This is a genomic window from Kitasatospora sp. LaBMicrA B282 (assembly GCF_050325825.1).
In the GTDB taxonomy this organism is placed as follows: domain Bacteria; phylum Actinomycetota; class Actinomycetes; order Streptomycetales; family Streptomycetaceae; genus Kitasatospora.
The window spans coordinates 1-25,901 of the sequence record NZ_JBNQTI010000103.1 but is presented as its reverse complement, the minus strand read 5'-3'; the positions used below and the strand labels follow the sequence as shown (position 1 = coordinate 25,901).

The window sequence follows — 25,901 nt, the reverse complement described above, 5'->3', positions numbered from 1 at the left end:
CCCCCCCGCCCCCTCCGGGAGCCGGGTCGGGTCAGCCCTGGTAGTGGTTGTAGTCGAGGTGGTCGAACTTGGTGGCGTAGCCGGTGCCCACCTTGCCGAAGTCGTAGCCGTCGCAGCGGCCGACCTTGTGGATCTCGTAGGAGTAGAGCTGGCTCACCTTGTCCGCGTACAGGACGTAGTGACGGCCGTCGGTCATCGTGTAGGAGGCGCTCTCGGTCGCCGACCAGTTCTGCGTCACGTTGAAGCCCACCGAGGCGCTGATGTCGCCGACGGAGGCGCCGAAGGTGCCGCTGTAGGTGTTGCTCACGCCCACGGTCTGGGACAGCGTCAGCGTCCCCGGCCCGTACCCGGACACCGAACCGCCGGGGCCGCTGATGGTCTGGCTCTCGGGGCTGATGTAGTGGACGTTCTTCGGCTTGTAGACGTACCCGCACGCCTGCGGCTGCGCCGCGTTGGCCGGCGCCGCGGCCTGGTCGGTGGCTGCCGAGGCGCTCTGGGCCAGCGGGATCAGGACCAGGGCAGCCGTGGCCGCACCGACGATGATCTTGCGCATTCTTCGTTCCCCCATGTGGTTTCGCCGTGCCGTCCGGGCATCTCCCGGGCGGCATGGCGAAGTTATCGCAAGGAGGTTGCAATAACGCAGGATGAGCAGAAAGCTTGAGCGAAACCTGAGGTAGACCGCATACGACCGAAGGAGTGCGGGCGAGCGGCTAGCCGGCGCCACCGAGCTGGGCCACCCGCTCCCGCCACCCGACCACCCCGCGCGGCGCCTCGGCCGAGCGCACCGGCGCGGCCCTGCGGCACGCGCCGCACCGCTCCTCGCCGACCAACGAGCGGAACGGGCGCTCGCACCGTTCGCAGTCGAGCAGCGGTGCCACCGCACCCGCACCCGCCGCCGGCCCGAACAGGTCCACGGGCGCCTTGGCCAGCAACCGGTACCGGAGGAACCCGGCCGCGCTCTTGAGCGCCCGCGGCAGGCCGGCGGTGAGCGCGTACCGCATCGCCTCCGACCCCACCCCGCGGGCCAGCCACTCGGCGGCCAGCGGTGCGAGCCGGGCGACTTCGGCGGCGCCCAGGTGCAGGCGCGGGTCGACCTGGCGCAGCGAGCGCAGCACGCGTTCCGCCTCGGCCCGCTCGGGCAGTGGCGTCAACGGCGGCGCGAGGTCGACGTGGGACCGGGAGGGGGGAGTATTCGCCTCCCCCAGTCTTTCCTCCTTGGGGAGGGCGGTGCCGGGTGACCGGTCCGCGGGCTCGCCGGGCTGCTGTTCCCCGGCATCCGGTGGGGCATCGTCGCTCCCGCCGCCGCCCTCCAGGCGCTCGAAGTGCTCGGTGAGCAGCCGGCGACCCTCGTCCTCGGTGAGCGGGACGTCGCTCAGCAGGGACTCGGTGCGGAGGCGGCCCTCGGGCGAGCGCCAGCGCAGGGAGTGCAGCAGACCGGCGCGCGTCAGGCACTTGCGCGCCCGGTCACCCGCGATGCGGCCGACGGAGAGTCCGGCGGTCAGGTCGGTGACGGTGGTCGTGCGGGCCTTGGCCGGCGCGAGGGAGGCAGCCCTGACGAGGAGTCGGAAGGCCGAGTCGGAGATCTCGTCGTCCCAGATCTGGGCGTTGCGAATCCGCGTGAACTCGCGCGTGGGCGCGGTAACATGCTGGAGCATCGTGAGTGGAGGTCCTGTCCACGAGGCGGTGAAGAGCCCGGCCCAAGGTGCTGCTAACACCTAGCCGGGCTCGCCCCTTTTCTGACAGGGGCTAACCGCGTTGTCGCGGTTAACGTACACCCACGCTCTGCATTCGAGTGACCACTGTCCGCAACTGATCACCCCTGCTGATTTACCGTCATATCCAGTTCGTGTCAGATCATTCGAGCCGAAGCACGTACACACCGTCGCCGATCGGCCGGAAGCCGTGCCGCGCCCAGGCGCGACGAAGCTTCACGATCGCTTCCTCGTCCGGCCGCCGCACCTCCGGGTCATCGGAGGCGTAGCTGCACGGCTCGTCCGGCCCGTGGTCATGGATCGGCGCCGGGTAGCAGACGGCCAGCGCCCCGGGAACGGCCAACCTCCGGAGTGCCGCGACGGCCAGGCTCATTCCCACCCCCTTGCCGCGCCACTGATCCGTGACGTGAACGGACTCCAGCAGGAGCAGCAGTGTCGGGCCGGCCTCGGCCACGGCGGGCACCAGGCTGCCGTCCTCAGCGAAGATCACGCGGGGAATGCGGTCGAGAAGTCCGGGGTCCGCCTCCAGAGCCCGGCGGGGGTCCGGCGTCACCCCGGGGATGACGCGGGTGATCTCGGCCGAGCCGATCTCGGGGTCACTGGGCGTGTAGAACGTCGCCGTCCACCGCTCTGCGCGCGCCGTCCATGTCTCATCGGCGAACTGGTACATGGAATAGGCGATGTGGAGACGGTCCGGGTTCGACATGGGCTCTCCTCAAAAGGGCAAGGCCCCTCGCAACGTACACGAGGGGCCTGCCCGCTGGAGCTACTTGGGCGGCGGAGTCGGCGGGGTGGGTTGCTCCGGGGCAGGGTTGCCCCGGTGCTTCGGCGGGTCCTTCGATTCACCCTTGTGCTTCATCCGGATCTCGCTCACAGTGGCTTCCCTCCTACTCGTCGGTATCGATGTCCGTGTCCCTGTCGGCGCCGGTGTCACTCGGCGGCATCGGGCCCGGCGGGCGGTCGGTCGGAACGGTCATACTGGAACCCCTCGCACTCACAGCCCAGCGCGAGCGCTCGTTCAACTCGCGCGAACGGCCTGGGAACGATCCATGAAAGGCCGTCAGCAGGACCATAGGGCGCAGCGGCCGCACGCCCGGCACGTGATTCTCAATGATTCTCACGAAGCCGTGCGCCGGCACGGGCAATCACCCGGTGGGCTTCCGGCCCGTAAACAGCCGTGACTTGCAGGGCTTCCCAGGCCCGCTGATGCAGCGCGATGTCAGCAGGGTCATCCAGCCACATCTCAGCGTGCCAGGACTCCGTGATCACCAGTGAGTCGTCATGGATCGAGAAGCCCACCCCGGCCGGAACCCTCAGGTCGACCTCGAAGGGCACCACCCCGAGCCTGACGTGCCCCGGGGCGAGCCAGGGCACCAGACGGTCCAGCTGATCGGCCAGCACGGCCGCCGAACAGACACGGGAGACCAACGCACCTTCCCAGACAAGGAAGTGGAACGACCGATCACGCTCCTTGAGGACATGCTGCCGCCCCATCCGGGCCGCCACCGCCGCATCGACGTCACGGATCGATGGGTGTACAGCCGCATACCGGGAGAGCACTCCCCTGGCATAGCCGGGTGTTTGCAGCAGGCCCGGCACCAACGTCGGATCGAAGGACCGGCGGGCGTTCGTGCGCTTCCCCTGGGCGGCATGGGCCTCCTGGACCGGGACGACTCCGCCCGCGAGCTGGCGCCGCCACGAACGGTACTGGGTCTCGACGGTGCGCAGCCGCCCGACCAGCTCGGCAGCGGCTTCAGGTCTGCCGACCGCCTCGGCCCACGCGCGCACGTCCGCCATGGTCGGAGTCTGCTTGCCGCGCTCCAGCTTGCTGACCTTGGACTGGGTCCAGCCCAGCCGGGCGGCCAGCGCCCGGCCGGACAGTTTGCGACCGTCGGTCTGGGTGCACTCCTCGCGCAGTTCCCGCATGCGGGCACCGAGGGCGACCCTGGCCTGCTGAAAGTCCGTGCTCACATGGCGGAAGGTACCTGAGGCAGGAAGTCGGCGTACGGGACCGCGTGGTGCCAGGCGGCATCGCGGACCTGGCAGGCGTGAAGCACCTTGAGCGGGTCCGTGACCAACTCCATGCCAACCGTCCGCTCCCCGTCGAAGTGGAACCGCGCGACGGTTCGTGAGTCGAACAGCCAGAAGTCGGACAGGCCGCCGAGACCGGCCGCCTCGGCGTCGGGGCGCCACATGTAGCGGATGTCCTCCCCGGCAGCCACGTTCGTCCGGGCGCAGGCCAGGAGGTACCGCTGGCCCTCGGTCGGCGGGTTGTCCACCAGCCTCACCCGCTCGAATCGCTTGCCCTTACCGACCATCCGGCGGACGTTGTCGAACCAGGGGTGCCCGACCTCGCCGAAGGTGTCACCGGTACGCAGGAACTCGTCATAGGAGGGCATCTGCCTGTCCGACAGGTAACCGGCCCGCGTCTCGAAGCGCCATGCGGTGTGCTCGAAGCCGTCGTTGATGAACTCGGTGATCTTCTTCTGCGGGACGAACTCCGGTGCACCACTGGACTCCCTCGGCGCGAACCGCACCAGCAGCTCCCGGGGGACGACGACGAAGGCCTCGCCTTCCTTGACGTGCTTGAGCTGCGCCAGATCGGCGGGATCCGTAAGCGACTCGCCCTGCACCAGCACCTCGGACGTATCCAGATCCTCGTAGAGCGTGGGGCAGTCACCCACCCCGGACGTGCTGCCGATCACCCGCAAGCGCCGTGGCATTCGTCGCTCCTCTCCAGGCTTGTCCGGACCCATGAATGAGACGGAGACACGATTTTGTCACCAATCAGTTCTGCTGGCGCGGCATCAAGTCCAGTTCGGCCCAGAGCGTTTTGGCCGACGGGACACGCGCCACCGTTCCCCAGCGGTCCGCCAGCGCGTCCACCAGCAGGAGCCCGCGCCCGCGCTCCGCGCCGAGGGTGGGGTCATCGGGCAATCTGGGCAGCCGGTCCCCGCGGAGATCGGAGACCTCGATCCGGAGCAGTGTGGCCAGGCCGGGACAGGGACCGAGCAGCAGCCGCAGCTGGAAGCCGCGACCAGGGACGCGACCGTGCGTCACCGCGTTCGAAGCGAGCTCGGCGATGATCAACGCGCTGTTCTGGAACACCTCGGCAGTCGGCTTCCACCCCCAAGTGCTCAACTGGCACTCGGCGGCGAGGCGGGCGAGGCGCGCGCCGCGCTTCGAGGAGGGGAACTGCCAGCCGGCACAGAGTGCGGTGTCGGCGAGGTGGGCAAGGGTGATTTCGGACGACATGTCACCGAGAGTGGAGGGTTGCGCGTACCCTGGCCAGAGGGTAGGCCGGTACAGGGTGTAGTGGTACAGCAACAGTCTGTTCTGGTACGGATCATCGGCAGGCGTGGGGTGGTGGTCACCGTGACTTCAGCTGACCAGAACGACGAGGAGCGCCCCGAGGCGCCCGAGGAACCCGATGACAGCTCGGAGTTCTTCCGCGCGATCGGCAAGCAACTCAAACTCCTGCGGGAGCGGGAGAACTTGACGCAAAAGCAGGCTGCGGAGCTGCTGGGGTACAGCGAGGACCTGATCTCCTCGCTGGAGCGCGGGCGGCGGGTGATGCAGAAGGAGTTCCTGGCGTCGGCGGATGCGAAGCTGAACGCGGGTGGGCTGCTGAAGGTCCTTCAGGAGGATGTCGAGAAGGCGAAGATCAAGGCGAGGGAGCGCCATCCCGCCTTCTTCCGCGGATACGTACGGCTAGAGCCGCTGGCAGTCGAGCTGCACGAGTACAGCATCCATCACGTCCCTGGCCTGCTGCAGACCGAGGATCATGCCCGCGCAGTGTTCGCCATGCGGAAGCCACTTCTTGCGGAACAGACCATCGAGGAACGAGTCTTGGCGCGAATGGCCCGCCAGGAGCTCGTTGACCGGTGGCCTGCCCCTGAGCTCAGCTGGATCATCGAAGAGTCCGTACTGCTCCGACCGGTGGGCGGGAAAACCGTACACGCCGGGCAGCTGAGGAAGCTGCTGGAGGCCGGCCGCAAACGCAACATCGAGCTCCAGGTGATGCCCCTCAATCGCCCCGAGCACGCCGGGCTGAGCGGGCCCTTCAGCCTTCTGACACCCAAGGGAAAGCCCCAACTCGGCTACATCGAGATCCAGAGCTTCAGCCATCTGATCACCGACCCGGAGGAAGTCCGTATCCTGGCCGCACAGTACGGCAGCCTTCGGGCCCAGGCGCTCACTCCGCCCGAGTCCCTGGCGCTGATCGAGAAGATGCTGGGAGAACTATGACCACCGAGCAACCCACCTGGTACAAGAGCAGCTACAGCAGCGGCGAGGGCGGCAACTGCGTCGAGGTCGCCTGGTTCAAGAGCAGCCACAGCAACGCAGAGGGCGGCGAGTGCGTAGAGGTATCCGCAACTCCCGCCACCGTCCACGTCCGCGACTCCAAGGACAAGACCGGCCCCGCCCTCACCTTCACCCCCGCCAGCTGGGCCGCGTTCCTCACCCTCGCCACCACCACGCTCTGACCCGCACCACCGGTACCGGTCGGCTCGGCTCCTCCCGCCGACCGGTACCGCCGGGTCCGTCTCCATCCGCTACGCCGTCCGGATGCATTTCGCATCGAACCGCGCCACCGCGCGGTGCGACAACGCCGCAGGTCGGGGCCGCGTTCTTAGCATGCCGCCGTAGGTGCCCGGTCTCCACGCCGGGCTTGCGACTCCAGAAACGGCTGGTACATGCGACCGAGGAACCGCGGACGGCTGCGAGCCTGGGCCACCGGCGCCGCGACCCTGCTGATGGTGGCCGGCACGGCCGCCGCCGCTCCGGCGCCCAGGGAGGCCGACGACCTGAGCCCGGAGATCCGGGCCATCATGGACAAGCCGGCCTACCAGCACGCCCAGTGGGGCCTGCTGGAAATCGACCCGGAGAGCGGGAAGGTGATCCACTCCCGCTTCCCGGACCAGTTCTTCATCCCCGCCTCCAACGCCAAGGAGGTCACCGAGTCCGCCGCCTGGCACGTCCTCGGGCCCGACTCCACCTTCACCACCCCCGTCCAGGCGATCGGCAACCGCTCCGGCTCGACGCTCGACGGCAACCTGGCGCTGGTCGCCCAGGGCGACCTGACGATGGGCGGGCGGACCAAGCCGGACGGCACGGTCGACTACACCACGTTCGACCACACCTACGCCGACTCGGCCCCCGGGGCCATCCTCACCCCCGAGGATCCGCTCGCCGGGATCGACCAGCTCGCCCAGCAGGTCCACGACGCCGGCATCACCCAGGTCAACGGTGACGTGGTGGTCGACGCCCGGAAGTTCACGCCCCCGGCCCTCGACCCGCTGCCGACCCCGCTGATCATCAACGACAACCTGATCGACCTGCTCTCCACCCCGACCAGCCCGGGTCAGCCCGCCGCCCTGACCTGGCGCCCGCAGGTGGCGCCCTACCAGGTCACCTCCACCGTCCGGACGGTGGCGGCCGGCGGCCCGACCGACATCCGGGTCAGCGCCTCGCCCGACGGCACGCAGATCAGCCTCTCCGGCACCATCGCCGCCGACGCCCAGCCCGCGGTGAAGGTCTCCCCGGTCCGCGACCCCAACGCCTTCGGCCGCACCGCGCTGATCGAGGCACTGGCCCGCGCCGGGGTCACCGTCAGCGCCGCGCCCACCGGGGCCAACCCGGTGGCCGACCTCCCCGCGAGCTACGACGGCACCGACCGGGTGGCCGCCTACGTCTCCCCGCCCTACCGCGAGTACGCCAAGCTGATCCTGAAGGTCAGCCACAACCTCGGCGCCAACCTGGCCCTGTGCAACCTGGCCACCTCCCGCGGCAGCACCGACTGCGACGACGGCTACGGGCTGATCCACAGCTTCCTCACCGACGTCGCGCACGTCGACCCGACCCAGTTCCAACTCAACGACGGCCGCGGCGGCGACCCGGCCGACCGGGCCACCCCGCGCGGGCTCGACCAGCTCTTCGCGTACTGGCTGCACACCCCGGACGCGGATGCCTTCCGGCTCGCGCAGCCGATCCTCGGGGTCGACGGCACCCTCGCCGGGTCCTGCAACACGGACGCCTGCCCGGCCAGGGGCAAGGTCTTCGCCAAGACCGGCTCCGCCGTCGGCGGGGACCCGCTGAACCAGCAACTCGCGGTCGGCGCCCAGACCCTGGGCGGCTACCTGGTGAGCGACCAGGGGTGCATGCGCATCTTCTTCCTCGCGGTCAACGGCGCCGCGGTGCCGGACATCCCGGGGTTCGTCCAGGTGGGCAACGACCTCGCCCGGATCGCCGCGCTGCTCCAGCAGGAGGCCTCGGCCGACCGGCCGCGCACGTAAGACCTCCCCGGCTGGGCATGATGCAACTGCCGTGTAGGTGACCGGAAAGGCGGTTCGCGGGGTGCAGCCGGAGCGACAGGTCAGCAAGGTGTTCGCCGACGCCTGGGGGTCGGTGTCCCCCTCGGTCTACGAGACGGCCAGGCTGATCGCGCTGGCCCCCTGGCTGGACGGGCACCGGCACCGGCTCGACTTCCTGCTGGACGAACAGGCCCCCGGCGGCCACTGGGGGCCCTCGGGCGGCCTCGGGCTGGTGCCCACGCTCAGCGCCGTGGAAGCGCTCCTGGTCGTCCTGGGAAGGGGCGACCGGGAGGCCGCGGAACTCCGCGACCGCGTGGACGACGCGGCCGCGGCGGGCCTGCGCTCCCTCGCGTACCACCTGGACAGCCACGACGAGCTGCCCGACACCGCGGCGCACGAACTGATCGTCCCCACCCTGGTGGCGGGCATCAACCGGCTGACCGGCCCCGCCCAGCACCTCCTCGTGCCGGCCGGGCTCCGCCCTGACCTGCCGGAACACCTCAGGCAGACGGTCGGCGCGGCGGGCACGGTCCCGGGCAAGCTGCTGCACGCCTTCGAGGCGTTCGCGGACGAGCGGACCGCGCTGCTCGTCCCGGACGCTCCGGAACTCGTGGGCGGCTCGCCCGCGGCCACCGCGGCCTGGATCCGGTGGCGCGGCGGGCCGGACCAGGGCCCCGGGCGGGCGGGCGCCCTCGCGGCCGTCGTCCGTCGTCAGCACGGGCTGGTCCCGTCGGTCACCCCCACCGCCCCCTTCGAGCGGCTGTGGGTGCTCGCGATCCTGCTCACCGCCGGCTGCGCGGTGGGGGACCCCACTGCTCTCAGGGAGGCGGTCCGCGAGCTCCTGGGGCCGGCGGGCGCACCCGGCGTCCACGGGCTGCCGCCGGACGCCGACGACACCGCCACCGCGTTGCACCTGCTGGGCCTGCTGGGTGAGGTCCAGGAGCCCGCCGTCCTGCGCCGCTTCGAGACGCCCACCCACTTCGCGTGCTACCTCGGCGAGCACACCCCCTCGCCCACCGCCAACGCCCACGTCCTCGAAGCCCTCGGACTCCACCGGCAGCACACCGGCCCCGACCCCTGGGCCGACGAGGCGAGCGCCGAGGTCGTCTCCTGGCTCGACCGGATGCAGGCGCCGGACGGCAGCTGGAGCGACAAGTGGCACTCCTCGCCGTGGTACGCCCTGTACTGCTGCGCCCCCGCGCTGGACACCCACGGCGGGCCGGCGGCTCGTGCGGCGGTCGCCCGCGCGCTGGACTGGCTGCGCAGCCGTCAGCACGGCGACGGCTCCTTCGGGGTGGACGGCGGCAGCCGGGAGGAGACCGCCTACGCGGTCCTGACCCTGGCCCGGTGCACCGACGCCGCCCCGGGCCAGGCCGAGGCGGACCGGGAGCTGCTCGGCCTGGCCCGGGCCTTCCTGCTCGGCACCACCCGGCCGGACCCGGCGCTCTGGCAGGACAAGGACCTCTACACGCCGCAGGCCGTCGTCGAGGCCGCGGTGACCGCCGCGCTGGAGGTCACCGACCGGCTGCTGATCACCGCACCGGGCCCCGCCCTGTCGATCGCGGACGCCTTGGCGGTGATCGGCGACCACTTCGACGGTCCGCCCGGGCACCGGACGGCGGTCCGGGCGGCCGAGGTCGCCCAGGTCACCCGAGCCTGGGCCGAGGGGCACAAGGGCATGCCCCAGGCCCCCATCCCGGCCCTCTCCCTCGTGATCACCCGGGCCAACCCCGAGCTGACGCCGGCGGAGCTGGAACTGATGATGCGGGCGATGATGTGGATCTACGCCCTGGACGACCTGTTCGACACCGCCGGTCTCGCCGACCAGGAGCTCCAGCAGCACGGCGAGCGCTACCTGGCCGTCCTGGCCGGCGACCGGATCCCGGCGCACGCCCGGGCGCAGGACGCACTCGTGCCACCCCTGGAGGAGATCGTCGCCGGCCTCGCGGCCTACCCACTCTTCGCGCGCCTGCGGCCGCACCTGGTCGAGCAGTTCGCGGCGGTCATGGGCGGCATGCGCAGCGAGCACAGCTGGCAGCACGCCCTGCGGCGGCAGCAGCAGCACGAAGGCGCTGTGCTCCCCGGCTTCGCGGAGAACGTCGCCGTCGGCCGCCGGTCGATCGGTGGACCGGGCTACTACGCCGTCGCGCTGATCCTGCTGGACGACGCGTCCGCCGAGGACGTCCTGCCGCAGCTGGACGAACTGTCGATGCAGGCGGGCGTCTGCATGCGGCTGGCCAACGACCTGGCCACCCACCGCCGCGAACGGGAGGAGGGCGGCGTCAACGCCGTCCTCCTCCGCCGGACCGCAGCCGGCGGAGGCGGCCGCGATCCGCGCCGCGCCCTCGCCGAGGCGGAAACCCAGGTGGCGCGCGACCTGCACTGGGCCCTGACGCGACTCGGCGCCCTCGCAGCGACCCGCCACACCGACACCGGCCGCCCCGAACGCGCCCTGCTCCGCATCGCCCACGCCACCTGCGCCCAGTACGGCCGCGTCGACTTCCGCTCGGCGGATGCCTGACGCCTGCCTGACAGTTCGGTGTCGGCCGACGCCAAGCCCCTGCCTGACAACCCGCGTCAGCCGACACCAAACCCCCGCCCAACAACCCCCGCCAGCCGACACCAAACCCCCGCCCAACAACCCGCGTCAGCCGACACCAAACCCCCGCCCAACAACCCGCGTCAGCCGACACCAAACCCCCGCCCGACAACCCCCGCCAGCCGATACCTGGCGCTGGCCTGACAACCCGCGTCAGCCGACGCCAAACCCCCCGCCTCACAACCCCCGCCCGATAACCCGCGTCGGATCATCGCGCGGCCCCCCAGTCCGGCCGGGAGGTGCCCCCATCACCCAGCCTCTGGCTGGGTGATGGGGGCACCTCCCGGCCGGACTGGGGAAGGGCCTGGGACTGGGGAAGGGCCCGGGACTGGGGAAGGGCCCGGGACTGGGGAACAGCTGGGGAAGGAACTGGGGATGGGGAAGGGCCTGGGGAAGGGACTGGGGATGGGGAAGGGCCTGGGGGAAGGGACTGGGGATGGGGACACCTCCACCCGGGGCTGGGGGCGGATGCCCGGCCTCGCGTGCCCGGCGAGGTCCGCCGGACAGCCCCTACCGCCGGCCCGCGGCCAGCAGGGCCACGGCCGGGAGGTCGAGCAGGCCGTCCGCCGCCACCCGCGCGGCTGCCAGGCGGTCGTAGGCGGCCTTGGTGCGGGCGAACACCTCGGGCGGCTGCCCGGTCACCGCCAGGCCGATGCCGGCCACTCCGCCGGCCGGGCCGGACCACCAGACCTCCGGGTCCGCCCGGTGCGTCCAGGCGAGCTCGTCGCAGACCACCTCGGCGCACCCGGCGTGCTCCAGCAGGCCGCGCAGGCCCTCGGCGGTCCGGGCGAAGTCGGACGGCGGGGTCGGGAAGACCGGCCGCTCGCCGCCGGCCTCGTCCAGCGCCAGGTTGAACAGCGACATCGCCTCGTTGCCGGTGCCGTGCCAGATCGTCACCGCGAGCCGGCCGCCCGGGCGGACCACCCGGCGCAGCTCGGCCAGCGCCGCCCACGGGTCCTCCACGTGGTTGACCACGAAGTTGGCCACCGCGGCGTCGAACGCGCCGTCCGGGAACGGCAGCTCGGGCAGCACCGCCTGCCGCACCTCCGCGCCGGGGGCGTGCGCGGCCGCCAGCGCCACCATGCTCGGCTCGGCGTCCACCGCCACCACCTCGGCGCCCCGGGCCAGCGCCGCCGCGGCGACCGTGCCGGGGCCGGTGCCGACGTCCAGCACCCGCGTCCCGGCGCCCACCGCGGCCGCGTCAAGCAGCGCGCCCGCCGTCGCACCGCACAGGGCCGCGAAGCTCCCCGCGTACGCCTCGCCCGCCCCCGCCCACATCCGCCGCTCGTGCGCGTCGAACTCGCCGGCCATGATTCGCCCTCCCCTGTTCCGGATCCTGGTCCTGTGCCGGATCCTGCTGTGAGCCTACGGACCGTCCGCACGTCCGTCCGCAAATCCAGGTGCCCCCGCCAGGTCACGCCGGTAGCGTGCACCACCATGGCATCGGAACTGACACGCCCCCCGCTCCAGGCGGACGAACGCACCGCACTGATCGGCTGGTTGGACCTGCAGCGGCAGATCCTGCGTTGGAAGTGCGAGGGGTTGACCGACCAGGACGCGCACCGCTCGGTCATCCCGACCTCACCGGCCATGACCATGGCCGGCCTCCTCGCCCACATGCGCTGGACCGAGCACACCTGGCTGGAGGTGATGTTCCTCGGCGGCGACGAGAAGCAGAACCCGGCGTTCGACGCGTCGGACGAGGACGCCGACTGGCGCACCGACGGTCGCCCCCTCGCCGACCTGCTCGCGGAGTACGAGGCCCAGTGCGCCCGCAGCAACGAGATCGTGGCCGCGGCCTCGCTGGACGACGTCGGGCGCCACTCCGGCTACCGCTCCGGCGGCGCCAACCTCCGCTGGATGCTGATCCACCTCGTCGAGGAGACGGGTCGCCACGCGGGGCACGCGGACATCGTCCGGGAGCTCCTCGACGGCGCGAAGGGCTACTACTAGGGGGCCCTGCGTCCCGGCAGCCACACCGGGCCTCAATTCCCCCTCAAATCCTCCACATCGCGTTCGGACCGGCGTACCGTGAGGGCTCTTCCTGCTCGGCAGGCACTCGTCTCCAGGGGGCATGATGCAGTTCGTGGCGAAGGTACGGGCAGCATTCGACGCACTGGTCACGCGGCGCAACCGCCGCCTGGCCGAACAACTCGACCGCCCCGGCGGCAACTTCCGCAGCGCCCAGGCACCGGACATGAAGCTCGTCCGCGCCCGGGAGCTCGACCGCCTCAAGGGCACGGGCGTCCCGCGCATCTGAGGTCTGCACCCAGGTGACCGGCCCTCACCCGGCTGCCGCGCCGAACCAGCGCGGCAGCCGGTCGAGCAGGTCCTGCTGGTCCTCGCCGACCCAGGCCACGTGGCCGTCCGGGCGCAGCAGCACCGCCGGCGCGTCCAGCTCCGGGCTGACGTCCACCACGTGGTCGATCCGGTCCGCCCAGCCCGCCACCGAGAGCCGGCCGCCGCCGGTCTGGTCGAGCAGCAGGCCGCGGCCGGCGTGCATCAGCCCGTAGAGGTGGCCGCCCTCCTTCAGCTGCACGTCCCGCAGCCGGCGCCCCAGCAGGTCATGCCCCTGGCCGGATTCGCCGTCGGACTCGCCGGACTCGTCGGACCCGCCGCCGACGTCGTAGCGGACCGCGATCGCGGTGAGCTTCTCGATCAGGTACCGGTTCACCTCGTCGAAGCCCACCAGCTCCGCCAGCAGCCGGCGCACCGCCTGGGCGCCCGGCTCGGTGGACATCAGCTCGGTCTGCGCGCGGGTGTTGTCCAGCACGGCGGCCGCCACCGGGCGCCGCTCCTCCTGGTAGCTGTCCAGCAGCCCCTCCGGTGCCCAACCGGCCACCTCGGCGGCCAGCTTCCAGCCCAGGTTGAACGCGTCCTGGACCCCGAGGTTGAGCCCCTGCCCGCCGGTCGGCGGGTGCACGTGCGCCGCGTCGCCGGCCAGCAGCACCCGGCCGACCCGGTAGCGCTCGGCCAGCCGGGTGGCGTCGCCGAAGCGGGAGAGCCAGCGCGGCGAGTGCACGCCGAAGTCGGTGCCGGCGTACGCGCGCAGCTGCTGCCGGAACTCCTCCAGGGTCGGCGGGACGGTGCGGTCCTCGGCCACCCCGGCGGCGGGCACGATCACCCGGAACACGCCCTCGCCGGTGGGCATCGCGCCGAACCAGAGCTGGGTCCTGCGGACCTCGGCCACCACGGCGGCCAGCTCCTCCGGCGACGTCGTCATCTCCATCTCGCCCAGCAGCGCCTCGCGCCTGGCCGGCTCGCCGGGGAAGGCGACGCCGAGCAGCTTGCGCACCGCGCTGCGGCCGCCGTCGCAGCCGACCAGGTACCGGGTGCGCAGCTGCGTGCCGTCGGCCAGCTCGGCGGTCACCCCGTCGGCGTCCTGGGTCAGCCCGACCAGCTCGCAGCCGCGCCGCAGCTCGGCGCCGAGCTCGGTGGCGTGCTCGGTCAGCAGGCGCTCGGTCTGCACCTGCGGGATGCCGAGGACGTACGAGTGGGCGGTGTCCAGCCCCTCGGGCCACTCCCTGCCGAGGCCGGCGAAGAAGCCGCCGACCCGGTGCTGCGTGCCGAGTGCGAGGAACCGGTCGAGCAGGCCGCGCTGCTCCATCACCTCGATGCTGCGCACGTGCAGGCCGAGCGCACGGACCTGCACGGTCGGCTCCGCCGACTTCTCGAGCACGACCGTGCGCACGCCGTGCAGCCGCAGCTCGGCGGCCAGCATCAGACCGGTCGGTCCGCCGCCGGCAATGATCACGTCGATCATCTCAACCCCTCTTCCCAGCTCAGGACGGCGATTGTGCGCCCTCGCAGGGGCCTTGCCGCAAGCCCCCCGGTGCGCTATAGCTTGGAAGTGGCGGGGAGTACCTGACCTGCGGCTATCCGGCCGCCGCCCCGCTCGTGGCCGTGGCCGTGGCCGCCACCGTGGCCTGCCGGACCAGCTCGACCCGCGACAGCTTCCCCGTCGCCCCCAGCGGCAACGCCGCCAGCGGCACCAACTGCTCGGGCAGCTTGCGGCGCTCCAGCCCGCGGACCTCCTCCAGGTGCCGGTTCAGCTCGGGCAGGGCCGGGGCGGGGCGCCCCGGGCGGGCCACCACGCAGACGCACAGGCGCTCCCCGAACTCCGGGTCGGGCACCGCCACGCAGACCGCCTCGGCCAGGTCCGGGTGGGTGGCCGCGTGCCGCTCCACCTCCGCCGGACTGATCGAGTACCCACCGCGCTTCACCACCTGGCTGTTGCGGCGCAGCAACCGCACCCGGCCCTCGGCGGTCACCAGCCCGTGGTCGCCGGTCCGCACCCAACCGCCCGACCGCCGCCGGGCATCCAGCTCGGGCGCACCCACGTAGCAGAGCGGGGTCATCGGCCCCAGCGCCCACAACTCACCGGCCACCCCGACGGGCAGCGGCCGCCCCTGCTCGTCACAACTGCGGAACCCGCACACCGCGGGGTCCGGGCGGCCGAGCAGCGTGGTGTCCTCGCTCTGCCGCCAGTGCTCGGCCCGGCAGTTGACGCCGTCCGAGGAGCCGTACAGATTGCTCACCGGACACCCGAACCGCTCCAACGCAGCCGCCAGCAGCGGGGCGGGCACCCCGTCACAACTGAGCACCAGCGCCCGCAGGAACGAGAACCGCTCCCCGGGCTCGGACGGCACCGCCAGCATCCGCTGCACCATGGTGGCCACCCCGAACACATGGGTGGGGCGGTGCACGGCGATCGCCCGCATCGCGGCGGGGGCGTCGAACCCGTCGAGCAGCACCAGGGTGCCCCCGTGCCGGTAGAGGGTCACCACCCCGAGCGACCCGTAGGACGAGGCCAGCGGCACCATCACCAGCGCCCGCGGCACCGCGGTCCCCGCATACACGGCCCGCAGATAGTTCCCCCGCCCCCCGGCCATCGCATCATGCGAGTACGCGATCATCTTGGGCTCCGCCTCCGACCCGGACGACACCAACACCCGCGCCGGCCCCCCAGGATCCACGGCGCCGCCCGCCGCCCCCGCTCCCCCAACCCCGTGCCCGCTCCCGCCCACAACCAGCGCCACCCCGACCCCAACCGCCGACCCCGCTCCCGCTCCCCCAACCCCGTGCCCGCTCCCGCCCACAACCGGCGCCACCCCAACCTCAACCGCCGACCCCGCCCACCTTGCCCCTGCGGGGCCGGTGGGCGGAGCGGGGGCGGGCCTCGCGGGGAAGGGAGCACCCGCGGCGGATTCCCCCTCAGCCGGCTGCACCGCCCCCGGTGCCTCGCCACCCCACGAGCTGGCCGCGCCCGCTCCCCCAACCCCTAGCTCGGCCCCACCCGCTACCCCCACACCAAGCCCCGTCGCACTCCCTCCCTCGACCCTGCCCGCCGGCCCCGCCCCCCGCCCGGCCCCTGCGGGGCCGGCGGGCGGGGCGAGGCCGGGCAAGGCAGGACCGGGCAGGGCGGAGCCGGGCGAGGCAGGGGCAGGCATGGCGGGACCGGGCGAGGCAGGGAGTGCGGCGAGGCCGGCCGAGGCGGAGCCAGGCCAGGCAGGGCCGGACGAGACACGGCCGGACGCGGCGGGGCCGGGCGAGACGGGGCCGGGCGAGACGGGGCCGGACGCGGCGGAGCCGGGCAAGGCGGAGCCGGACGCGGCGGAGCCGGGCGAGACGGGGCCGGACGCGGCGGAGCCGGGCGAGACGGGGCCGGACGCGGCGGAGCCGGGCGAGACGGGGCCAGGCAAGGCGGAGCCGGGCGAGACGGGGCCAGGCAAGGCGGAGCCGGGCGAGACGGGGCCAGGCAAGGCGGAGCCGGGCGAGACGGGGCCAGGCAAGGCGGAGCCGGCAGTGCCCGGGGAGGCTTCGCCCCCCGGCAGCCGCACCGCTCCGCGGGCCTCGCCGCCGACCGTGAACGCCGCCCGCAGGTGGGGCAAGCGTGTGTCCGCCTCCGCCAGGACCGCGCGGGCGGTGGCGGCCGTGGCAACCAGCCCGCTCGCCCTTGAGCGGTGGAGGAGGCTGAAGGCGTCGGCGCTGCCGCGGCCGTCCGGGAAGGTCAGGGCGACCGAGCCGAGGGCGGCGACGGCCAGCTCCGCGGCCACGGCCGGCCAGCCGTTGGGGAGGCGGAGGGCCACGATCTCCCGGTCGGCGATCCCTGCCCCACGCATGGCCTCCGCGAAGCACCCGACCCGGTCCGCGAGTTCGGCGTACGTCAGGGAGCCCGTGGGGTCGATCACCGCGGGCCGGTCCGGGTGGCGGTGGACCTGCCGGGTGAAGAGGCGGTACAGGTCCTCGCCCGGGTAGTGCCCCTGGTCGGCCCAGGACCGGCGCAGCTCGGCCGGGACCAGGTCGGCCAGTTCCAGCCCCTGCCGGGAGGTCCACGGACGGGTACGGGCCATCATGGTACTGGTCAACGCACGAACTCCCAGGGCGAGTTGGGCAACAGGCAGCGGTCACGGTGCAGCGCCCCGGCGAACCGCGGATCACGGGCGATCTCCCCCGGCGTGAGCGAGGCGGCCGCACCGCCCGGCGCCCCCCGTACCCCGGGCGCGCTGGCGCACCCCAGCAGCACCCGCGCCGCGGACCAGAGCGAGGAGTCCACCCGGCGCCCGCACCCGGTCGCCGCCCGGGCCACCAACGCGGCCAGGACGCCCTCCGCGCTCACCAGGCCGCCGAAGATGTCGGTGATGGTCATCAGCGACGGCGTCGGCGGCCGCCCGGGCGGGGTGACCAGGGCCGCCAGTCCGCTGTGCGCCTGGACCAGGTAGTCCGTCCCCACCGGGGCGTCGGGGCCGAAGAGTTCACCCCACCCGGAGGCCCAGGCGTGCACCAGTCCCGGCCGGTCGGCGAGCAGCTCGTCCGCTCCCAACCCGAAGGCCTCGGCCTTGCCGGGGGCGAGGTTGTGCAGGAACACGTCGGCCTGGTCGACCAGTTCGCGGATCGCCCGTTGCCCGGCGGCGGACCGCGGGTCGGCCTGCACCGCCTCCTTGCCGCGGTTGAGCGCGTGGAAGCGGGCCGAGCAGTCGCCCGCCATCGGCGGCACGCCGCGCAGCGGGTCGCCACCCTCGGGCTCGATCCGGATCACCCGCGCGCCCAGCAGCGCGAGCAGGTGGCCGGCCAGCGGACCCTGCAGCCGCCGCGTCATCTCCACCACCAGCAGCCCGCCCAACGGCAGCCTCCCACCGCCGAGTTCACCGAGCGGCTCGCCGGCCCACCGCGCACCGCCCCCGCCGATCCGCCACGGCGGTTCACCACCCTCCCCAACCCCGGTGAGACGCACCGGCACGATGCCCACCCCCGCCGCGGTCGCCGCCGCCACCACCTCGTGGTACGCGAACCCCCTGACCAGTCCCGCCAGTTCGCCCGGCAGCGGGCACACCCCGGACGAGAACCGCAGCTGGAACGGCGGCCACCCGCGCCCGATCGCCCGGCGCTCGGCGCCCAGCCGTTCCCAGAACACCAGCCACCGGCCGGCCTCCAGCGCCTCGATCTCGAACCGGACCCCGTCCCGACTGGTGAACGGCGGCACCTCGCAGGGCGCCAGGTCCACCTCCGTGAACGCCTCGGCGACCTCGGCACCCTCGGCACTCTCGTCGTCCCCGGCCGTGGCCGCCGCGAGGTACTGGCCGACCGCCAGCAGCGCCGCCCCGGCCACCGAGGTCCGCACCTCGCGCACCGGCGCCCCGCGCAACGCGGCGAGCCGGGCGGCCAGCAGGCCCTGCACGGCGAGCACGCCGGCCACCGCGCCCGCGTAGTCGACGCCGAGCGGCGTGGGCTCCCCGTACCGGCGGCCGTGGACCTGCGCGATCCCGCAGGCGGCCTGGACGTCCGTCTCGCTCGCCAGCGGGAGGCGCACCGGGCCGGCCCAGTCGACGGTGCAGCCGACCCCGTCGAGCTCCAGCCGGCCGGCCACCCCGGCCGGCACGCCCGCACCCGGCTCGCGCGTGACCCGGCAGCCCAGTGCGCCCAGGTGCCGCGCCGCGAGGGCCGCCGCCGTACTGTCACCCGCCACGGTCAGCGACCGGCCGGCCAGCGGCGAGCCGGCCAGGGGCGGACCGGCCGCCGCCCTTCCGATATCTGACGCCGCGTCAGAACTCAACAGGGAATCGGTCGTTGCCATGGGCCCTCGAGACACGGAGACGGTACGGCTGCGCTCGGTGATCAAGCTATCACAGGAAGTGACACGTGATCACCGAGCCGATCCCAGCCCCCGCAGAGCGGCTACTCCGCGACCTCGCCGCCCTCGGCGGGTCCGTGACCGCCGTCGGCCCGGTGGGCCTTGAGCTTGCGCCACACCGTCACCAGGGCGGCCAGTTCGGCCTCGTCCAGCACCTCGGTGAAGACCGGCGCGAGCACCTTGCGCCGGGTCTCGTTGGCCTCGGCGAAGGCAGCCCGGCCCCGCTCGGTCAGCTCGATCAGCACCGAACGGGCGTCGGTGTCGGAGGAGGTGCGGACCACCAGGCCGCGGACCTCCAGGGCGTCGACCACCCGGGAGACCTGGCTGCGACTGAGCATGGTCTTCGCGCCGAGCTCGGTGGCCCCGACCGGTTCCTGTCGGCCGGCGAGCCAGAGCATCACCTCGAACCAGGAGAGCGGCAGGTCATGGGCGCGGACCAGCTCGCGGCCGACCTGGGCCGCGAGGGTGGTACCGGCCCAGACCAGGCCGTAGAAGGCGTGGTCCTCGTCGGACAGCGGGCCCATCGTGAGGTCGGCTCGGGGGGTCATGGTCCTCAGCGTACCGAGTTGCGTGCGCGCGCACACTCTGGGCTAGCATGTGCGTGCACACACACGGAGATGAGGAACGCCCCATGCCCGAGCCCACCCAGCCCACCGCCCTCGACCGGCTCCGCGCCTCGCTGGCCGCCGCCTCGAACGAGAACCGCGTCCGCAGCTTCCTGCACCGCTGGCTGCTGCTGCTCGAGCAGCCAGCGCCCGACGCCGAGCCGCTGCGCGAACTCCTCGCGGACGACCTCGAGATGACCCTCTCCGACGGCCGGGTGCTGCACACCTTCGAGGAGGTCGCCGCCTGGTACGCGGGCGCCCGCGAGCTGGTCGGCGTCAGCATCCACCACATCGTCGACCTGGTCATCACCCCCGCCCCCGACGGCGGCAGCTACCAGCTGGCCATGGACTTCTCCTGGCAGGGCATCGCGAACAGCGGCCGGCCGATGACCGCCCGCACCCGCCACCGCTGGACCCTCACCGACACCGGCGAGCGCTTCCTGCGCCTGTCCCGGTTCGCCGTCACCCAGCTCGAGCCGTTCGCCCCGGTGACCGCGGAGGAGGCCCTCGCCGCCTTCCGGGCAGCCTGCTGACACGCCTTCCGGGACGCCCGCTGACCCGCCGTCCGGGCCGTTCGGGTACCGTCACCGCCATGACGGCCACCCAGCTCTCCACCGACACCGAGCGCGACGCCCTCTGCGGGTTCCTCGACAAGCAGCGGGCCGCCCTGCTGCGCAAGCTCGACGGGGTCTCCGACGAGGCGGCCCGCCTGGCGCCGACCGCGAGTTCGCTCTCGCTGCTCGGACTGGTCAAGCACTCCGCGCTCTGGGAGCGGCGCTGGTTCCAGATCATCGTGGCGGGCCGGGTCTTCGCGGACGAGTGGCCGCAGACCGAGGACCCCGACCCGGACGTCGAGGACTTCCGGGTCGACGAGTCCGACACGGTGGCGCACTGGGTCGGCTACTTCGAGGAACAGGCCGCCGTCTCCCGCGAGATCACCGCCGGTCTGGACCTCGACACGCCCTGTGCCTGGCCCGACCTCGCCCACCGCAACCTGCGCTGGGTCCTGCTGCACATGATCGAGGAGACCGCCCGCCACGCGGGCCACGCCGACATCATCCGCGAGACCCTCGACGGCGCCCGCGGGCTCTGAGCCTGCGGCTCGGCAGGTCGGTCCAGGTCCGGCGGGTCGGTCCAGGTCCGGCTGATCAGTCCGGCTTCCGCAGGTCAGTCCAGGTACAGCGCCGCCAGCCGCGGCAGGCGGCGCGCCATCTCCTCCCGGTCGTCGAAGTCGAAGTCCCACGCCGGGTCCAGCTCCGGGTACCGCAGCCCGCCCGGGTCGAGCGGCAGCTCCTCGCCGGTCACCTCCCGGTGGGCGGCCAGCGCGATCGACAGGGTGGTCTCGCACGACAGGTCCTCCCACTCCCCCGCCGCCGCCCGCACCGCCGGCAGCTCGGCCAGCGAGTCCGGATCGGCCAGCGCCGCCTCGAACACGGCGCGCCCCTGCATGATCAACCAGCCGCGGAAGTAGTCGAACCCGTCGTCCGAACACCCTCCGTTGATCGTGTAGGCCGCCGCCCAGAGCGGGTTGAGGTACGACTGCGCCAGCAGTGTGTCCAACGCCCGCTCCGCCGCCACGATCTGCTCTGGCGACCGCTCCGCGAGCAGCGCCCGGGCGGCCTCCGCCACCGCCTCCGCGTCGGCGGGTTCCGCCGCCCGCTGCCGGGCGTCCTCGATCAACTGCCAGAACTGCTGCGTCTCCATGGCCCAGAGCATGCCGCCGGCCACTGACAGCAGCCGTTCGGCCCCGACCACTCACAGCAGCCGTTCGACCACCACCCGGGCGGCCGAATCGCGGTCCGTCCGTTCAAGGTCGAGGATCGAAGCATGAGAGCCTTACCCACCCGCAGAGCAATCGCGGCCGCCACGCTGGCCCTCGCCGGGCTACTGCAGGTGGCGACCCTTCCGGCACAGGCCGCCGCCCCGGCCGGGACGGTCCAGCAGGACCAGCCCGGGACACAGGCGAGCCGCCTCGACAGCGCCATCCAGCAGGCGATGCAACAGGCCGGTGTGCCCGGGGCGATCGTCGGACTGTGGCAGCCGGGGCAGCCCGACTACGTGCGCACCTTCGGCTACGCCGACACCGCCACCAAGACGCCCATGGGTCAGAACTTCAACCAGCGGATCGGCAGCCTGACCAAGACCTTCACCGCCACCGCCATACTGAAGCTGGCCGACGAGGGCCGGTTGGGCCTGGACGACCCGATCTCCACGTACGTCTCCGGCGTCCCCAACGGCGACAACATCACGCTGCGCCAGCTGCTGGAGATGCGCAGCGGCCTCTTCCCCTACTCCTCCGACACCACCTTCGTCAACAAGCTCCTCGCCGACCCGACCGCGCCGTGGACCCCTGAGCAGTTGCTCGCCTACGGCTACGCCCACCCCAACCTGTTCGCCCCCGGCAGCCAGTTCCTGTACGACAACAGCAACTACATCCTGCTCGGCCTGGTGGTCGAGAAGGTCTCCGGGCAGAGCCTCACCGACTACCTGCACGACCACGTGACCTCGGTCGCCGGACTCAAGAACACCTTCATGCCCAAGGCCGCCGAGTTCCCCAACCCGCACGCCCAGGGCTACACGGTTCAGACCCCGACCGGCCAGGAGGCCATCTCCACGGACTGGAACCCCAGTTGGGGCTGGGCGGCCGGTTCGGTGATCTCGGACCTGAACGACCTGCACACCTGGGCCGTCGATGATGCCACCGGCACCCTGATCGGCGCCGACATGCAGGCGCAACGGACCAACTTCATCGGGGTCGCCGGCTACAACGGCGCGGGCTACGGCCTGGGCCTGTTCGACATCAACGGCTGGATCGGGCACAACGGGTCCCTCCCGGGCTACGAGACCGTCGCGGTGTACCTGCCCAGCCAGCAGGCCACCCTGGTGGTGGAGATCAACACCGACATCACGTACCAGGGCAACGAACCGAGCACCCTGATCGCCAAGGCCGTCACCCAGGTGGCGACCCCGAACAACGTCTACGACCTCCCGCCGGCGGGCTGATCTGCCGCCGGCTGACCTGCTACTGGCGGGAGAGCTGGACCTGCCGCTCCGCGTCCGTGAACCCCAGGGCGCGGTAGAGGTGGATCGCGTGGTACGCCGGGTCGGCCACCACCACGAGGCGGCGGGCGCCCAGTTCGCCCGTCGCCCACGTGCCGGCCCGGTGCACCAGCGCCGTGGCGAGGCCCTGGCGGCGGAAGTCGGGGTGGGTCTCGACGTCCTGGTAGCGCGCCAGGCGGTCGCCGTCACCGCTGCCGTCACCGCCACCGCTGCCGAACACCCCCAGGCCGGCCCGCATCGTCCCCGCCACGAAGGCGCCGAACCAGACGCCGTGGCCCGCCACGCAGAGGCAGCGGTGCTCGGCGACCTTCCGGGCCAGGAACGCCCGGTACTCGGGCGGCGCCGCGTCGCCGCCGTTGCTGGCGATGCCCAGCTCGAGCGCCTGCGCCCAGTCCGCGTCCGACTCCACGGCCAGCGGCCGCAGTTCGACCTCCGCGTGGCGCTCCGCGTGGCGCTCGGGGTGGCGCTCCGGGGCCGGCCGCAGCCGGGTCGCCGTCAGCACCGTGCTCACCTCGGCGGCCAGCCCGAGCCGGGCGAGCTCCGCGGGGTCACCGGTGCCGCCGGCCGTCCCGTCCACCCCCAGCGAGAGGTGTGCGGCCTGCGGGAACTCGGCCTCGAACGCCGCCACCCAGTGCGCCAACTCGCCCGGCGCGGGCGGGGCCGCGAGCAGCACGAAGTTGCCCCACCAGTAGCCCGGGTTGGCCGGGGTGCGGACCACCAGGTGCGACCCGCGGTCGGCCACCTCGGAGCCGGCCATCCTCCGGAGCATCAGATCGGTACGGAAACCCAGCGATTCGACCTTCATCCCCTGATGCTACGACCCGCTCAGGCCCCCGCCCGCGCCCGGACCGCCGCCGGGGCGCTCGCCGGGCTCCCGCTGCGGAACGGCGGCTGCGGGTCGTACTCCAGGAGCAGCTGGATCACCTGCGCCGTCTCCTCGTCGGCCAGCAGCGCGGCCAGGGTGAGCGCCATGTCGATCCCCGCCGACACCCCCGCTGCGGTGACCACCTTGCCCTGTCGCACCACCCGGTCCGCGACGTACCGGGCGCCGTAGGACTCCAGTTGCTCGCGCGCCGACCAGTGCGTGGTGGCGTCCAGTCCGTCCAGCAGCCCGGCCCCCGCGAGCAGCAGCGAGCCGGTGCAGACCGAGGTGGTCCAGGTCGTGCGGGCCGCCACCGCGCGGAGCCAGCCGGTCAGCTCGGGGTCCTCGGTGCGGGACCGGGCCCCCGGCCCGCCCGGCACGACCAGGACGTCGGCCGAGTCGACGTCCCGGTACGCGTGCGTCGCGGTCAGGGCCAGGCCGCCCGGGCTCGTGACCGGCCCTGGGGCGGTGGCGGCGAAGGTCACCTCGGCCCCGGGCAACATCCGCAGCACCTCGTAGGGGCCGACCACGTCCAGGGCGGTCACCCCGGCGAACAGCGGGAAGACGATGTGCATCCGTGTACTCCTCACAGGTGGGCCGGGCGCTCGGGGCGGGTGAACCGCTCCCGGTACTGGCCCGGCGTGGTGTTCAGCACCCGGCGGAACGCCCGGTGCAGGGTGCCCGGCGTGCCGAAGCCGCAGCGGGCGGCGATCACGTCCAGGCAGGCGTCGGTGGACTCCAGCAGGGTGCGCGCCAGCTCCACCCGGGAAGCCTCCACGTAGGCGGCCGGGGACCGACCGACGTCGTCGGCGAAGACCCGGAAGAACTGACGCTCGCTCAACCCCGCCCGGGCCGCCAGCGCAGCCACCGACAGGTCCCCCTCCGGATGCTCGGCGATCCACGCCTGCGCGGCGCGCACCGCGTCCCGCGCCGGCTGCTGGGCCGCCAACTGGACGCTGAACTGGCTCTGGCCGCCCGGCCGCTGGACGAACATCACCAGCCGGCGGGCGATCGCCCGGGCCTGCTCGGCCCCCAGGTCCTGCTCCACCAGGGCGAGCGCCAGGTCCATGCCGGCGGTCACCCCGGCCGAGGTCCAGACCGGGGTGTCACCGGACTCGTCACGGGTGAAGAGCGCGTCCCGCTCGACCCGCACCGCCGGGTGCTCGGCCGCCAGCCGCCCGCAGCTGCCCCAGTGCGTGGTGGCCCGCCGCCCGTCCAGCAGACCGGCCCGGGCCAGCAGGAACGCCCCGGTGCACACCGACACCACCCGCTCCGCCCGCCCCGCCGCCGCCCGCAGCGCGGCCACCACCCGCTCGTCCGCCGCTGCCTCGTGCACCCCGGGGCCGCCGACCGCGACCAGCGTGCCGATCGGGCCGGGCCACTGCTCCGGCACCCCGTCGACGGCGACCGCGATCCCGCCGGAGGAGGCCACCAGGGGATGGGCGCTGCCGGTCGCTGCGGCCGCCGTGGCCACCAGGCACTCGTACGCGGGCACCCCGTCGACCGCCGGCGCGCTGCTGAACACCTGGTGCGGGCCGGTCAGATCGAGCACGTTGAACCCGGCGAAGACGAGGAAGACCACGCGGTGGGGCATGCTTCGATCATCGGCCGGGCCGGCGATGGCGGCAATGACGCGTGTCTGGCGATTCCTGCCACCGCTGTGGAACGGTGAACCCATGACGGACACGCTCGTGACGGACGAGCTCACCCTGCGCCCCTGGCAGCGGACGGACATCCCGGCCCTGGTGGCCGCCGGCCAGGACGCCGACCTGCGCCGCTGGCTGACCACCCCGCTCCTGGACGAAGCCGACGCCGAACGCTGGGTGCAGACCCAGCAGGACGGGTGGACGGCCGGCACCCGCTACGGCTTCGCGGTCGTGGCCCCCGAGGGGCTGGTCGGCCACGCCACCGTCAAGGACCTCGCCCCGGGCAGACCGACCGCCGAGGTGGGCTACTGGACCGCCGCCCACGCCCGCGGCCGCGCGATCGCCCCCCGCGCCCTGACCACCCTCACCACCTGGACCCTCACCACCTTCGGCCCCGCCGGCCTCCAACGCCTGGACCTGCTCCACCAGGAGGACAACCAGGCCTCCTGCCGCGTCGCCGAAAAGTCGGGCTACCCCTTCAGCCACCTCCTCCCCGCCACCCCACCCGACTTCCCCCGCACCGGCCACGTCCACGTACGCCCGGCGGTGGGATGACCACAGCGACGCGGCACAGCAGGGGCGGGCCCATCGGGTAGGGCACCCCTGCGCCGTCGTGGCCCACGTCCCGCCTGCCGCTGCCCGCCGCCGGCCGGGGTGGGGGGCAGGCGCCGGCCAGCGGAGGGCGGGTCACCTGCGCGTGGCGTGCCTCGAGGATGGGCTGAGCCGGTCCCGAAGGTCGGCGGGCGGGGGCGAGGGCGAGTCCCGCCCCCACGCCATGGCCACGCCCCGAACAGCAGGTCCGCACCCCGCTGGACCGGCCCCCACCCCCACGCCATGACCGCTCCCGGCCCGCCCGGTCCGTCCGACCGAGGCGAACAGCGCCGTGAAGTCGAACGGGTGCAGCGTGCGCGGGTCGAAGACCTCCACCTCGACCTCCGGGGCCAGCTCCGCGGCCACCGCGAGCGCGTCGTG

The 25,901-nt window shown here is 73.2% G+C and carries 26 protein-coding genes; 10 read left to right on the top strand and 16 right to left on the bottom strand.

The window, feature by feature from the left end:
- Positions 1-31: 31 nt before the first annotated feature.
- From ACQRUO_RS25490 to ACQRUO_RS25465, 6 genes are all read right to left on the bottom strand, one after another.
- Entirely contained in the window at positions 32-553 is a 522-nt protein-coding gene (locus tag ACQRUO_RS25490) for a hypothetical protein (protein ID WP_428318386.1), read from the bottom strand.
- Positions 554-710: 157 nt separating this feature from the next.
- A complete protein-coding gene (locus ACQRUO_RS25485; protein ID WP_428318385.1) occupies positions 711-1,655 on the bottom strand; it encodes a hypothetical protein in 945 nt (314 codons plus the stop codon).
- Positions 1,656-1,854: 199 nt separating this feature from the next.
- Positions 1,855-2,418 carry a hypothetical protein gene (locus ACQRUO_RS25480; protein ID WP_428318384.1) on the bottom strand — a complete coding sequence of 188 codons (564 nt, stop codon included), beginning with the start codon at positions 2,416-2,418 and terminating at the stop codon, positions 1,855-1,857.
- 401 nt (positions 2,419-2,819) lie between these two features.
- The gene (locus ACQRUO_RS25475; protein WP_428318383.1) at positions 2,820-3,683 is read right to left on the bottom strand and encodes a helix-turn-helix domain-containing protein; all 864 of its coding nucleotides are present in this window, start codon (positions 3,681-3,683) and stop codon (positions 2,820-2,822) included.
- Positions 3,680-4,435, bottom strand: a complete 756-nt coding sequence (locus ACQRUO_RS25470; RefSeq protein WP_428318382.1) for a DUF6879 family protein — start codon at positions 4,433-4,435, stop codon at positions 3,680-3,682. Before ACQRUO_RS25470 ends, ACQRUO_RS25475 begins: the two co-directional genes overlap by 4 nt.
- A gap of 64 nt (positions 4,436-4,499) precedes the next feature.
- Positions 4,500-4,967, bottom strand: a complete 468-nt coding sequence (locus ACQRUO_RS25465) for an ATP-binding protein (protein ID WP_428318381.1) — start codon at positions 4,965-4,967, stop codon at positions 4,500-4,502.
- A gap of 108 nt (positions 4,968-5,075) precedes the next feature.
- Between ACQRUO_RS25465 and ACQRUO_RS25460 the strand changes: the two genes are divergently transcribed.
- The 4 genes from ACQRUO_RS25460 (at position 5,076) to ACQRUO_RS25445 (ending at position 10,547) form a co-directional block, all read left to right on the top strand.
- Entirely contained in the window at positions 5,076-5,960 is an 885-nt protein-coding gene (locus tag ACQRUO_RS25460) for a helix-turn-helix domain-containing protein (protein ID WP_428318380.1), read from the top strand.
- Positions 5,957-6,199 (top strand): DUF397 domain-containing protein, encoded by a 243-nt coding sequence (locus ACQRUO_RS25455; protein ID WP_428318379.1) that lies wholly within the window; start codon positions 5,957-5,959, stop codon positions 6,197-6,199. The genes ACQRUO_RS25460 and ACQRUO_RS25455 overlap by 4 nt, the downstream gene beginning before the upstream one ends.
- A 210-nt stretch (positions 6,200-6,409) precedes the next feature.
- On the top strand, positions 6,410-8,008 hold the full coding sequence (gene dacB / locus ACQRUO_RS25450) for a D-alanyl-D-alanine carboxypeptidase/D-alanyl-D-alanine endopeptidase (protein WP_428318378.1): 1,599 nt from the start codon (positions 6,410-6,412) through the stop codon (positions 8,006-8,008).
- 61 nt (positions 8,009-8,069) lie between these two features.
- Positions 8,070-10,547 carry a terpene synthase family protein gene (locus ACQRUO_RS25445; protein ID WP_428318377.1) on the top strand — a complete coding sequence of 826 codons (2,478 nt, stop codon included), beginning with the start codon at positions 8,070-8,072 and terminating at the stop codon, positions 10,545-10,547.
- A 588-nt stretch (positions 10,548-11,135) separates the two neighbouring features.
- Here ACQRUO_RS25445 and ACQRUO_RS25440 read toward each other — a convergent pair.
- Positions 11,136-11,936, bottom strand: coding sequence for a class I SAM-dependent methyltransferase (locus tag ACQRUO_RS25440; RefSeq protein WP_428318376.1), 801 nt, complete (start codon positions 11,934-11,936; stop codon positions 11,136-11,138).
- Between the two features lie 126 nt (positions 11,937-12,062).
- On the opposite strand from ACQRUO_RS25440, the gene ACQRUO_RS25435 reads away from it, so the two are divergent.
- A complete protein-coding gene (locus ACQRUO_RS25435; RefSeq protein ID WP_428318375.1) occupies positions 12,063-12,578 on the top strand; it encodes a DinB family protein in 516 nt (171 codons plus the stop codon).
- Between the two features lie 133 nt (positions 12,579-12,711).
- Positions 12,712-12,885: a hypothetical protein gene (locus ACQRUO_RS25430; protein WP_428318374.1), complete on the top strand. Its 174-nt coding sequence runs from the start codon at positions 12,712-12,714 to the stop codon at positions 12,883-12,885.
- Between the two features lie 24 nt (positions 12,886-12,909).
- Here ACQRUO_RS25430 and rox read toward each other — a convergent pair whose 3' ends face one another.
- The 4 genes from rox to ACQRUO_RS25410 form a co-directional block, all read right to left on the bottom strand.
- The gene (gene rox / locus ACQRUO_RS25425; protein ID WP_428318373.1) at positions 12,910-14,388 is read right to left on the bottom strand and encodes a rifampin monooxygenase; all 1,479 of its coding nucleotides are present in this window, start codon (positions 14,386-14,388) and stop codon (positions 12,910-12,912) included.
- Positions 14,389-14,500: 112 nt separating this feature from the next.
- Positions 14,501-16,978, bottom strand: coding sequence for an AMP-binding protein (locus tag ACQRUO_RS25420; protein ID WP_428318387.1), 2,478 nt, complete (start codon positions 16,976-16,978; stop codon positions 14,501-14,503).
- An 11-nt stretch (positions 16,979-16,989) separates the two neighbouring features.
- Positions 16,990-18,678, bottom strand: a complete 1,689-nt coding sequence (locus ACQRUO_RS25415) for a CoA transferase (protein ID WP_428318372.1) — start codon at positions 18,676-18,678, stop codon at positions 16,990-16,992.
- A gap of 122 nt (positions 18,679-18,800) precedes the next feature.
- A complete protein-coding gene (locus tag ACQRUO_RS25410) occupies positions 18,801-19,304 on the bottom strand; it encodes a MarR family winged helix-turn-helix transcriptional regulator (protein WP_428318371.1) in 504 nt (167 codons plus the stop codon).
- Between the two features lie 83 nt (positions 19,305-19,387).
- On the opposite strand from ACQRUO_RS25410, the gene ACQRUO_RS25405 reads away from it, so the two are divergent.
- Positions 19,388-19,894 carry a nuclear transport factor 2 family protein gene (locus tag ACQRUO_RS25405; RefSeq protein ID WP_428318370.1) on the top strand — a complete coding sequence of 169 codons (507 nt, stop codon included), beginning with the start codon at positions 19,388-19,390 and terminating at the stop codon, positions 19,892-19,894.
- Positions 19,895-19,953: 59 nt separating this feature from the next.
- Complete coding sequence (locus ACQRUO_RS25400; RefSeq protein ID WP_428318369.1) at positions 19,954-20,454, top strand: DinB family protein; 501 nt, start codon at positions 19,954-19,956, stop codon at positions 20,452-20,454.
- A gap of 74 nt (positions 20,455-20,528) precedes the next feature.
- Here the strand turns inward: ACQRUO_RS25400 and ACQRUO_RS25395 are convergent, their stop codons facing one another.
- Entirely contained in the window at positions 20,529-21,065 is a 537-nt protein-coding gene (locus ACQRUO_RS25395) for a DUF4240 domain-containing protein (protein ID WP_428318368.1), read from the bottom strand.
- Positions 21,066-21,188: 123 nt separating this feature from the next.
- On the opposite strand from ACQRUO_RS25395, the gene ACQRUO_RS25390 reads away from it, so the two are divergent.
- On the top strand, positions 21,189-22,364 hold the full coding sequence (locus ACQRUO_RS25390) for a serine hydrolase domain-containing protein (protein WP_428318367.1): 1,176 nt from the start codon (positions 21,189-21,191) through the stop codon (positions 22,362-22,364).
- A 19-nt stretch (positions 22,365-22,383) separates the two neighbouring features.
- Here ACQRUO_RS25390 and ACQRUO_RS25385 read toward each other — a convergent pair whose 3' ends face one another.
- The 3 genes from ACQRUO_RS25385 to ACQRUO_RS25375 form a co-directional block, all read right to left on the bottom strand.
- Complete coding sequence (locus ACQRUO_RS25385) at positions 22,384-23,178, bottom strand: GNAT family N-acetyltransferase (protein WP_428318366.1); 795 nt, start codon at positions 23,176-23,178, stop codon at positions 22,384-22,386.
- A 68-nt stretch (positions 23,179-23,246) separates the two neighbouring features.
- A complete protein-coding gene (locus ACQRUO_RS25380) occupies positions 23,247-23,858 on the bottom strand; it encodes a DJ-1/PfpI family protein (protein ID WP_428318365.1) in 612 nt (203 codons plus the stop codon).
- Between the two features lie 11 nt (positions 23,859-23,869).
- On the bottom strand, positions 23,870-24,877 hold the full coding sequence (locus ACQRUO_RS25375) for a GlxA family transcriptional regulator (RefSeq protein ID WP_428318364.1): 1,008 nt from the start codon (positions 24,875-24,877) through the stop codon (positions 23,870-23,872).
- Positions 24,878-24,959: 82 nt separating this feature from the next.
- Here ACQRUO_RS25375 and ACQRUO_RS25370 point away from each other — a divergent pair, with 82 nt between their 5' ends.
- The gene (locus ACQRUO_RS25370; RefSeq protein WP_428318363.1) at positions 24,960-25,484 is read left to right on the top strand and encodes a GNAT family N-acetyltransferase; all 525 of its coding nucleotides are present in this window, start codon (positions 24,960-24,962) and stop codon (positions 25,482-25,484) included.
- Between the two features lie 132 nt (positions 25,485-25,616).
- On the opposite strand, the gene ACQRUO_RS25365 is transcribed toward ACQRUO_RS25370, so the two are convergent.
- On the bottom strand, positions 25,617-25,901 hold a 285-nt coding region (locus ACQRUO_RS25365; protein WP_428318362.1), incomplete at its 5' end, for a transketolase C-terminal domain-containing protein.

Bases quoted from the DNA above. Each gene is read 5' to 3' on its own strand.
- ACQRUO_RS25440 (WP_428318376.1), bottom strand. From the start codon at position 11,936: ATGGCCGGCGAGTTCGACGCGCACGAGCGGCGGATGTGGGCGGGGGCG.
- ACQRUO_RS25385 (WP_428318366.1), bottom strand. From the start codon at position 23,178: ATGGCCGGCTCCGAGGTGGCCGACCGCGGGTCGCACCTGGTGGTCCGC.
- ACQRUO_RS25485 (WP_428318385.1), bottom strand. From the start codon at position 1,655: ATGCTCCAGCATGTTACCGCGCCCACGCGCGAGTTCACGCGGATTCGC.
- ACQRUO_RS25435 (WP_428318375.1), top strand. From the start codon at position 12,063: ATGGCATCGGAACTGACACGCCCCCCGCTCCAGGCGGACGAACGCACC.
- ACQRUO_RS25370 (WP_428318363.1), top strand. From the start codon at position 24,960: ATGACGGACACGCTCGTGACGGACGAGCTCACCCTGCGCCCCTGGCAG.
- ACQRUO_RS25420 (WP_428318387.1), bottom strand. From the start codon at position 16,978: ATGGCCCGTACCCGTCCGTGGACCTCCCGGCAGGGGCTGGAACTGGCC.
- ACQRUO_RS25490 (WP_428318386.1), bottom strand. From the start codon at position 553: ATGCGCAAGATCATCGTCGGTGCGGCCACGGCTGCCCTGGTCCTGATC.
- ACQRUO_RS25470 (WP_428318382.1), bottom strand. From the start codon at position 4,435: ATGCCACGGCGCTTGCGGGTGATCGGCAGCACGTCCGGGGTGGGTGAC.
- ACQRUO_RS25375 (WP_428318364.1), bottom strand. From the start codon at position 24,877: ATGCCCCACCGCGTGGTCTTCCTCGTCTTCGCCGGGTTCAACGTGCTC.
- ACQRUO_RS25405 (WP_428318370.1), top strand. From the start codon at position 19,388: ATGCCCGAGCCCACCCAGCCCACCGCCCTCGACCGGCTCCGCGCCTCG.
- ACQRUO_RS25395 (WP_428318368.1), bottom strand. From the start codon at position 21,065: ATGGAGACGCAGCAGTTCTGGCAGTTGATCGAGGACGCCCGGCAGCGG.
- ACQRUO_RS25455 (WP_428318379.1), top strand. From the start codon at position 5,957: ATGACCACCGAGCAACCCACCTGGTACAAGAGCAGCTACAGCAGCGGC.
- ACQRUO_RS25465 (WP_428318381.1), bottom strand. From the start codon at position 4,967: ATGTCGTCCGAAATCACCCTTGCCCACCTCGCCGACACCGCACTCTGT.
- ACQRUO_RS25410 (WP_428318371.1), bottom strand. From the start codon at position 19,304: ATGACCCCCCGAGCCGACCTCACGATGGGCCCGCTGTCCGACGAGGAC.
- ACQRUO_RS25480 (WP_428318384.1), bottom strand. From the start codon at position 2,418: ATGTCGAACCCGGACCGTCTCCACATCGCCTATTCCATGTACCAGTTC.
- dacB (WP_428318378.1), top strand. From the start codon at position 6,410: ATGCGACCGAGGAACCGCGGACGGCTGCGAGCCTGGGCCACCGGCGCC.
- ACQRUO_RS25400 (WP_428318369.1), top strand. From the start codon at position 19,954: ATGACGGCCACCCAGCTCTCCACCGACACCGAGCGCGACGCCCTCTGC.
- ACQRUO_RS25390 (WP_428318367.1), top strand. From the start codon at position 21,189: ATGAGAGCCTTACCCACCCGCAGAGCAATCGCGGCCGCCACGCTGGCC.
- rox (WP_428318373.1), bottom strand. From the start codon at position 14,388: ATGATCGACGTGATCATTGCCGGCGGCGGACCGACCGGTCTGATGCTG.
- ACQRUO_RS25380 (WP_428318365.1), bottom strand. From the start codon at position 23,858: ATGCACATCGTCTTCCCGCTGTTCGCCGGGGTGACCGCCCTGGACGTG.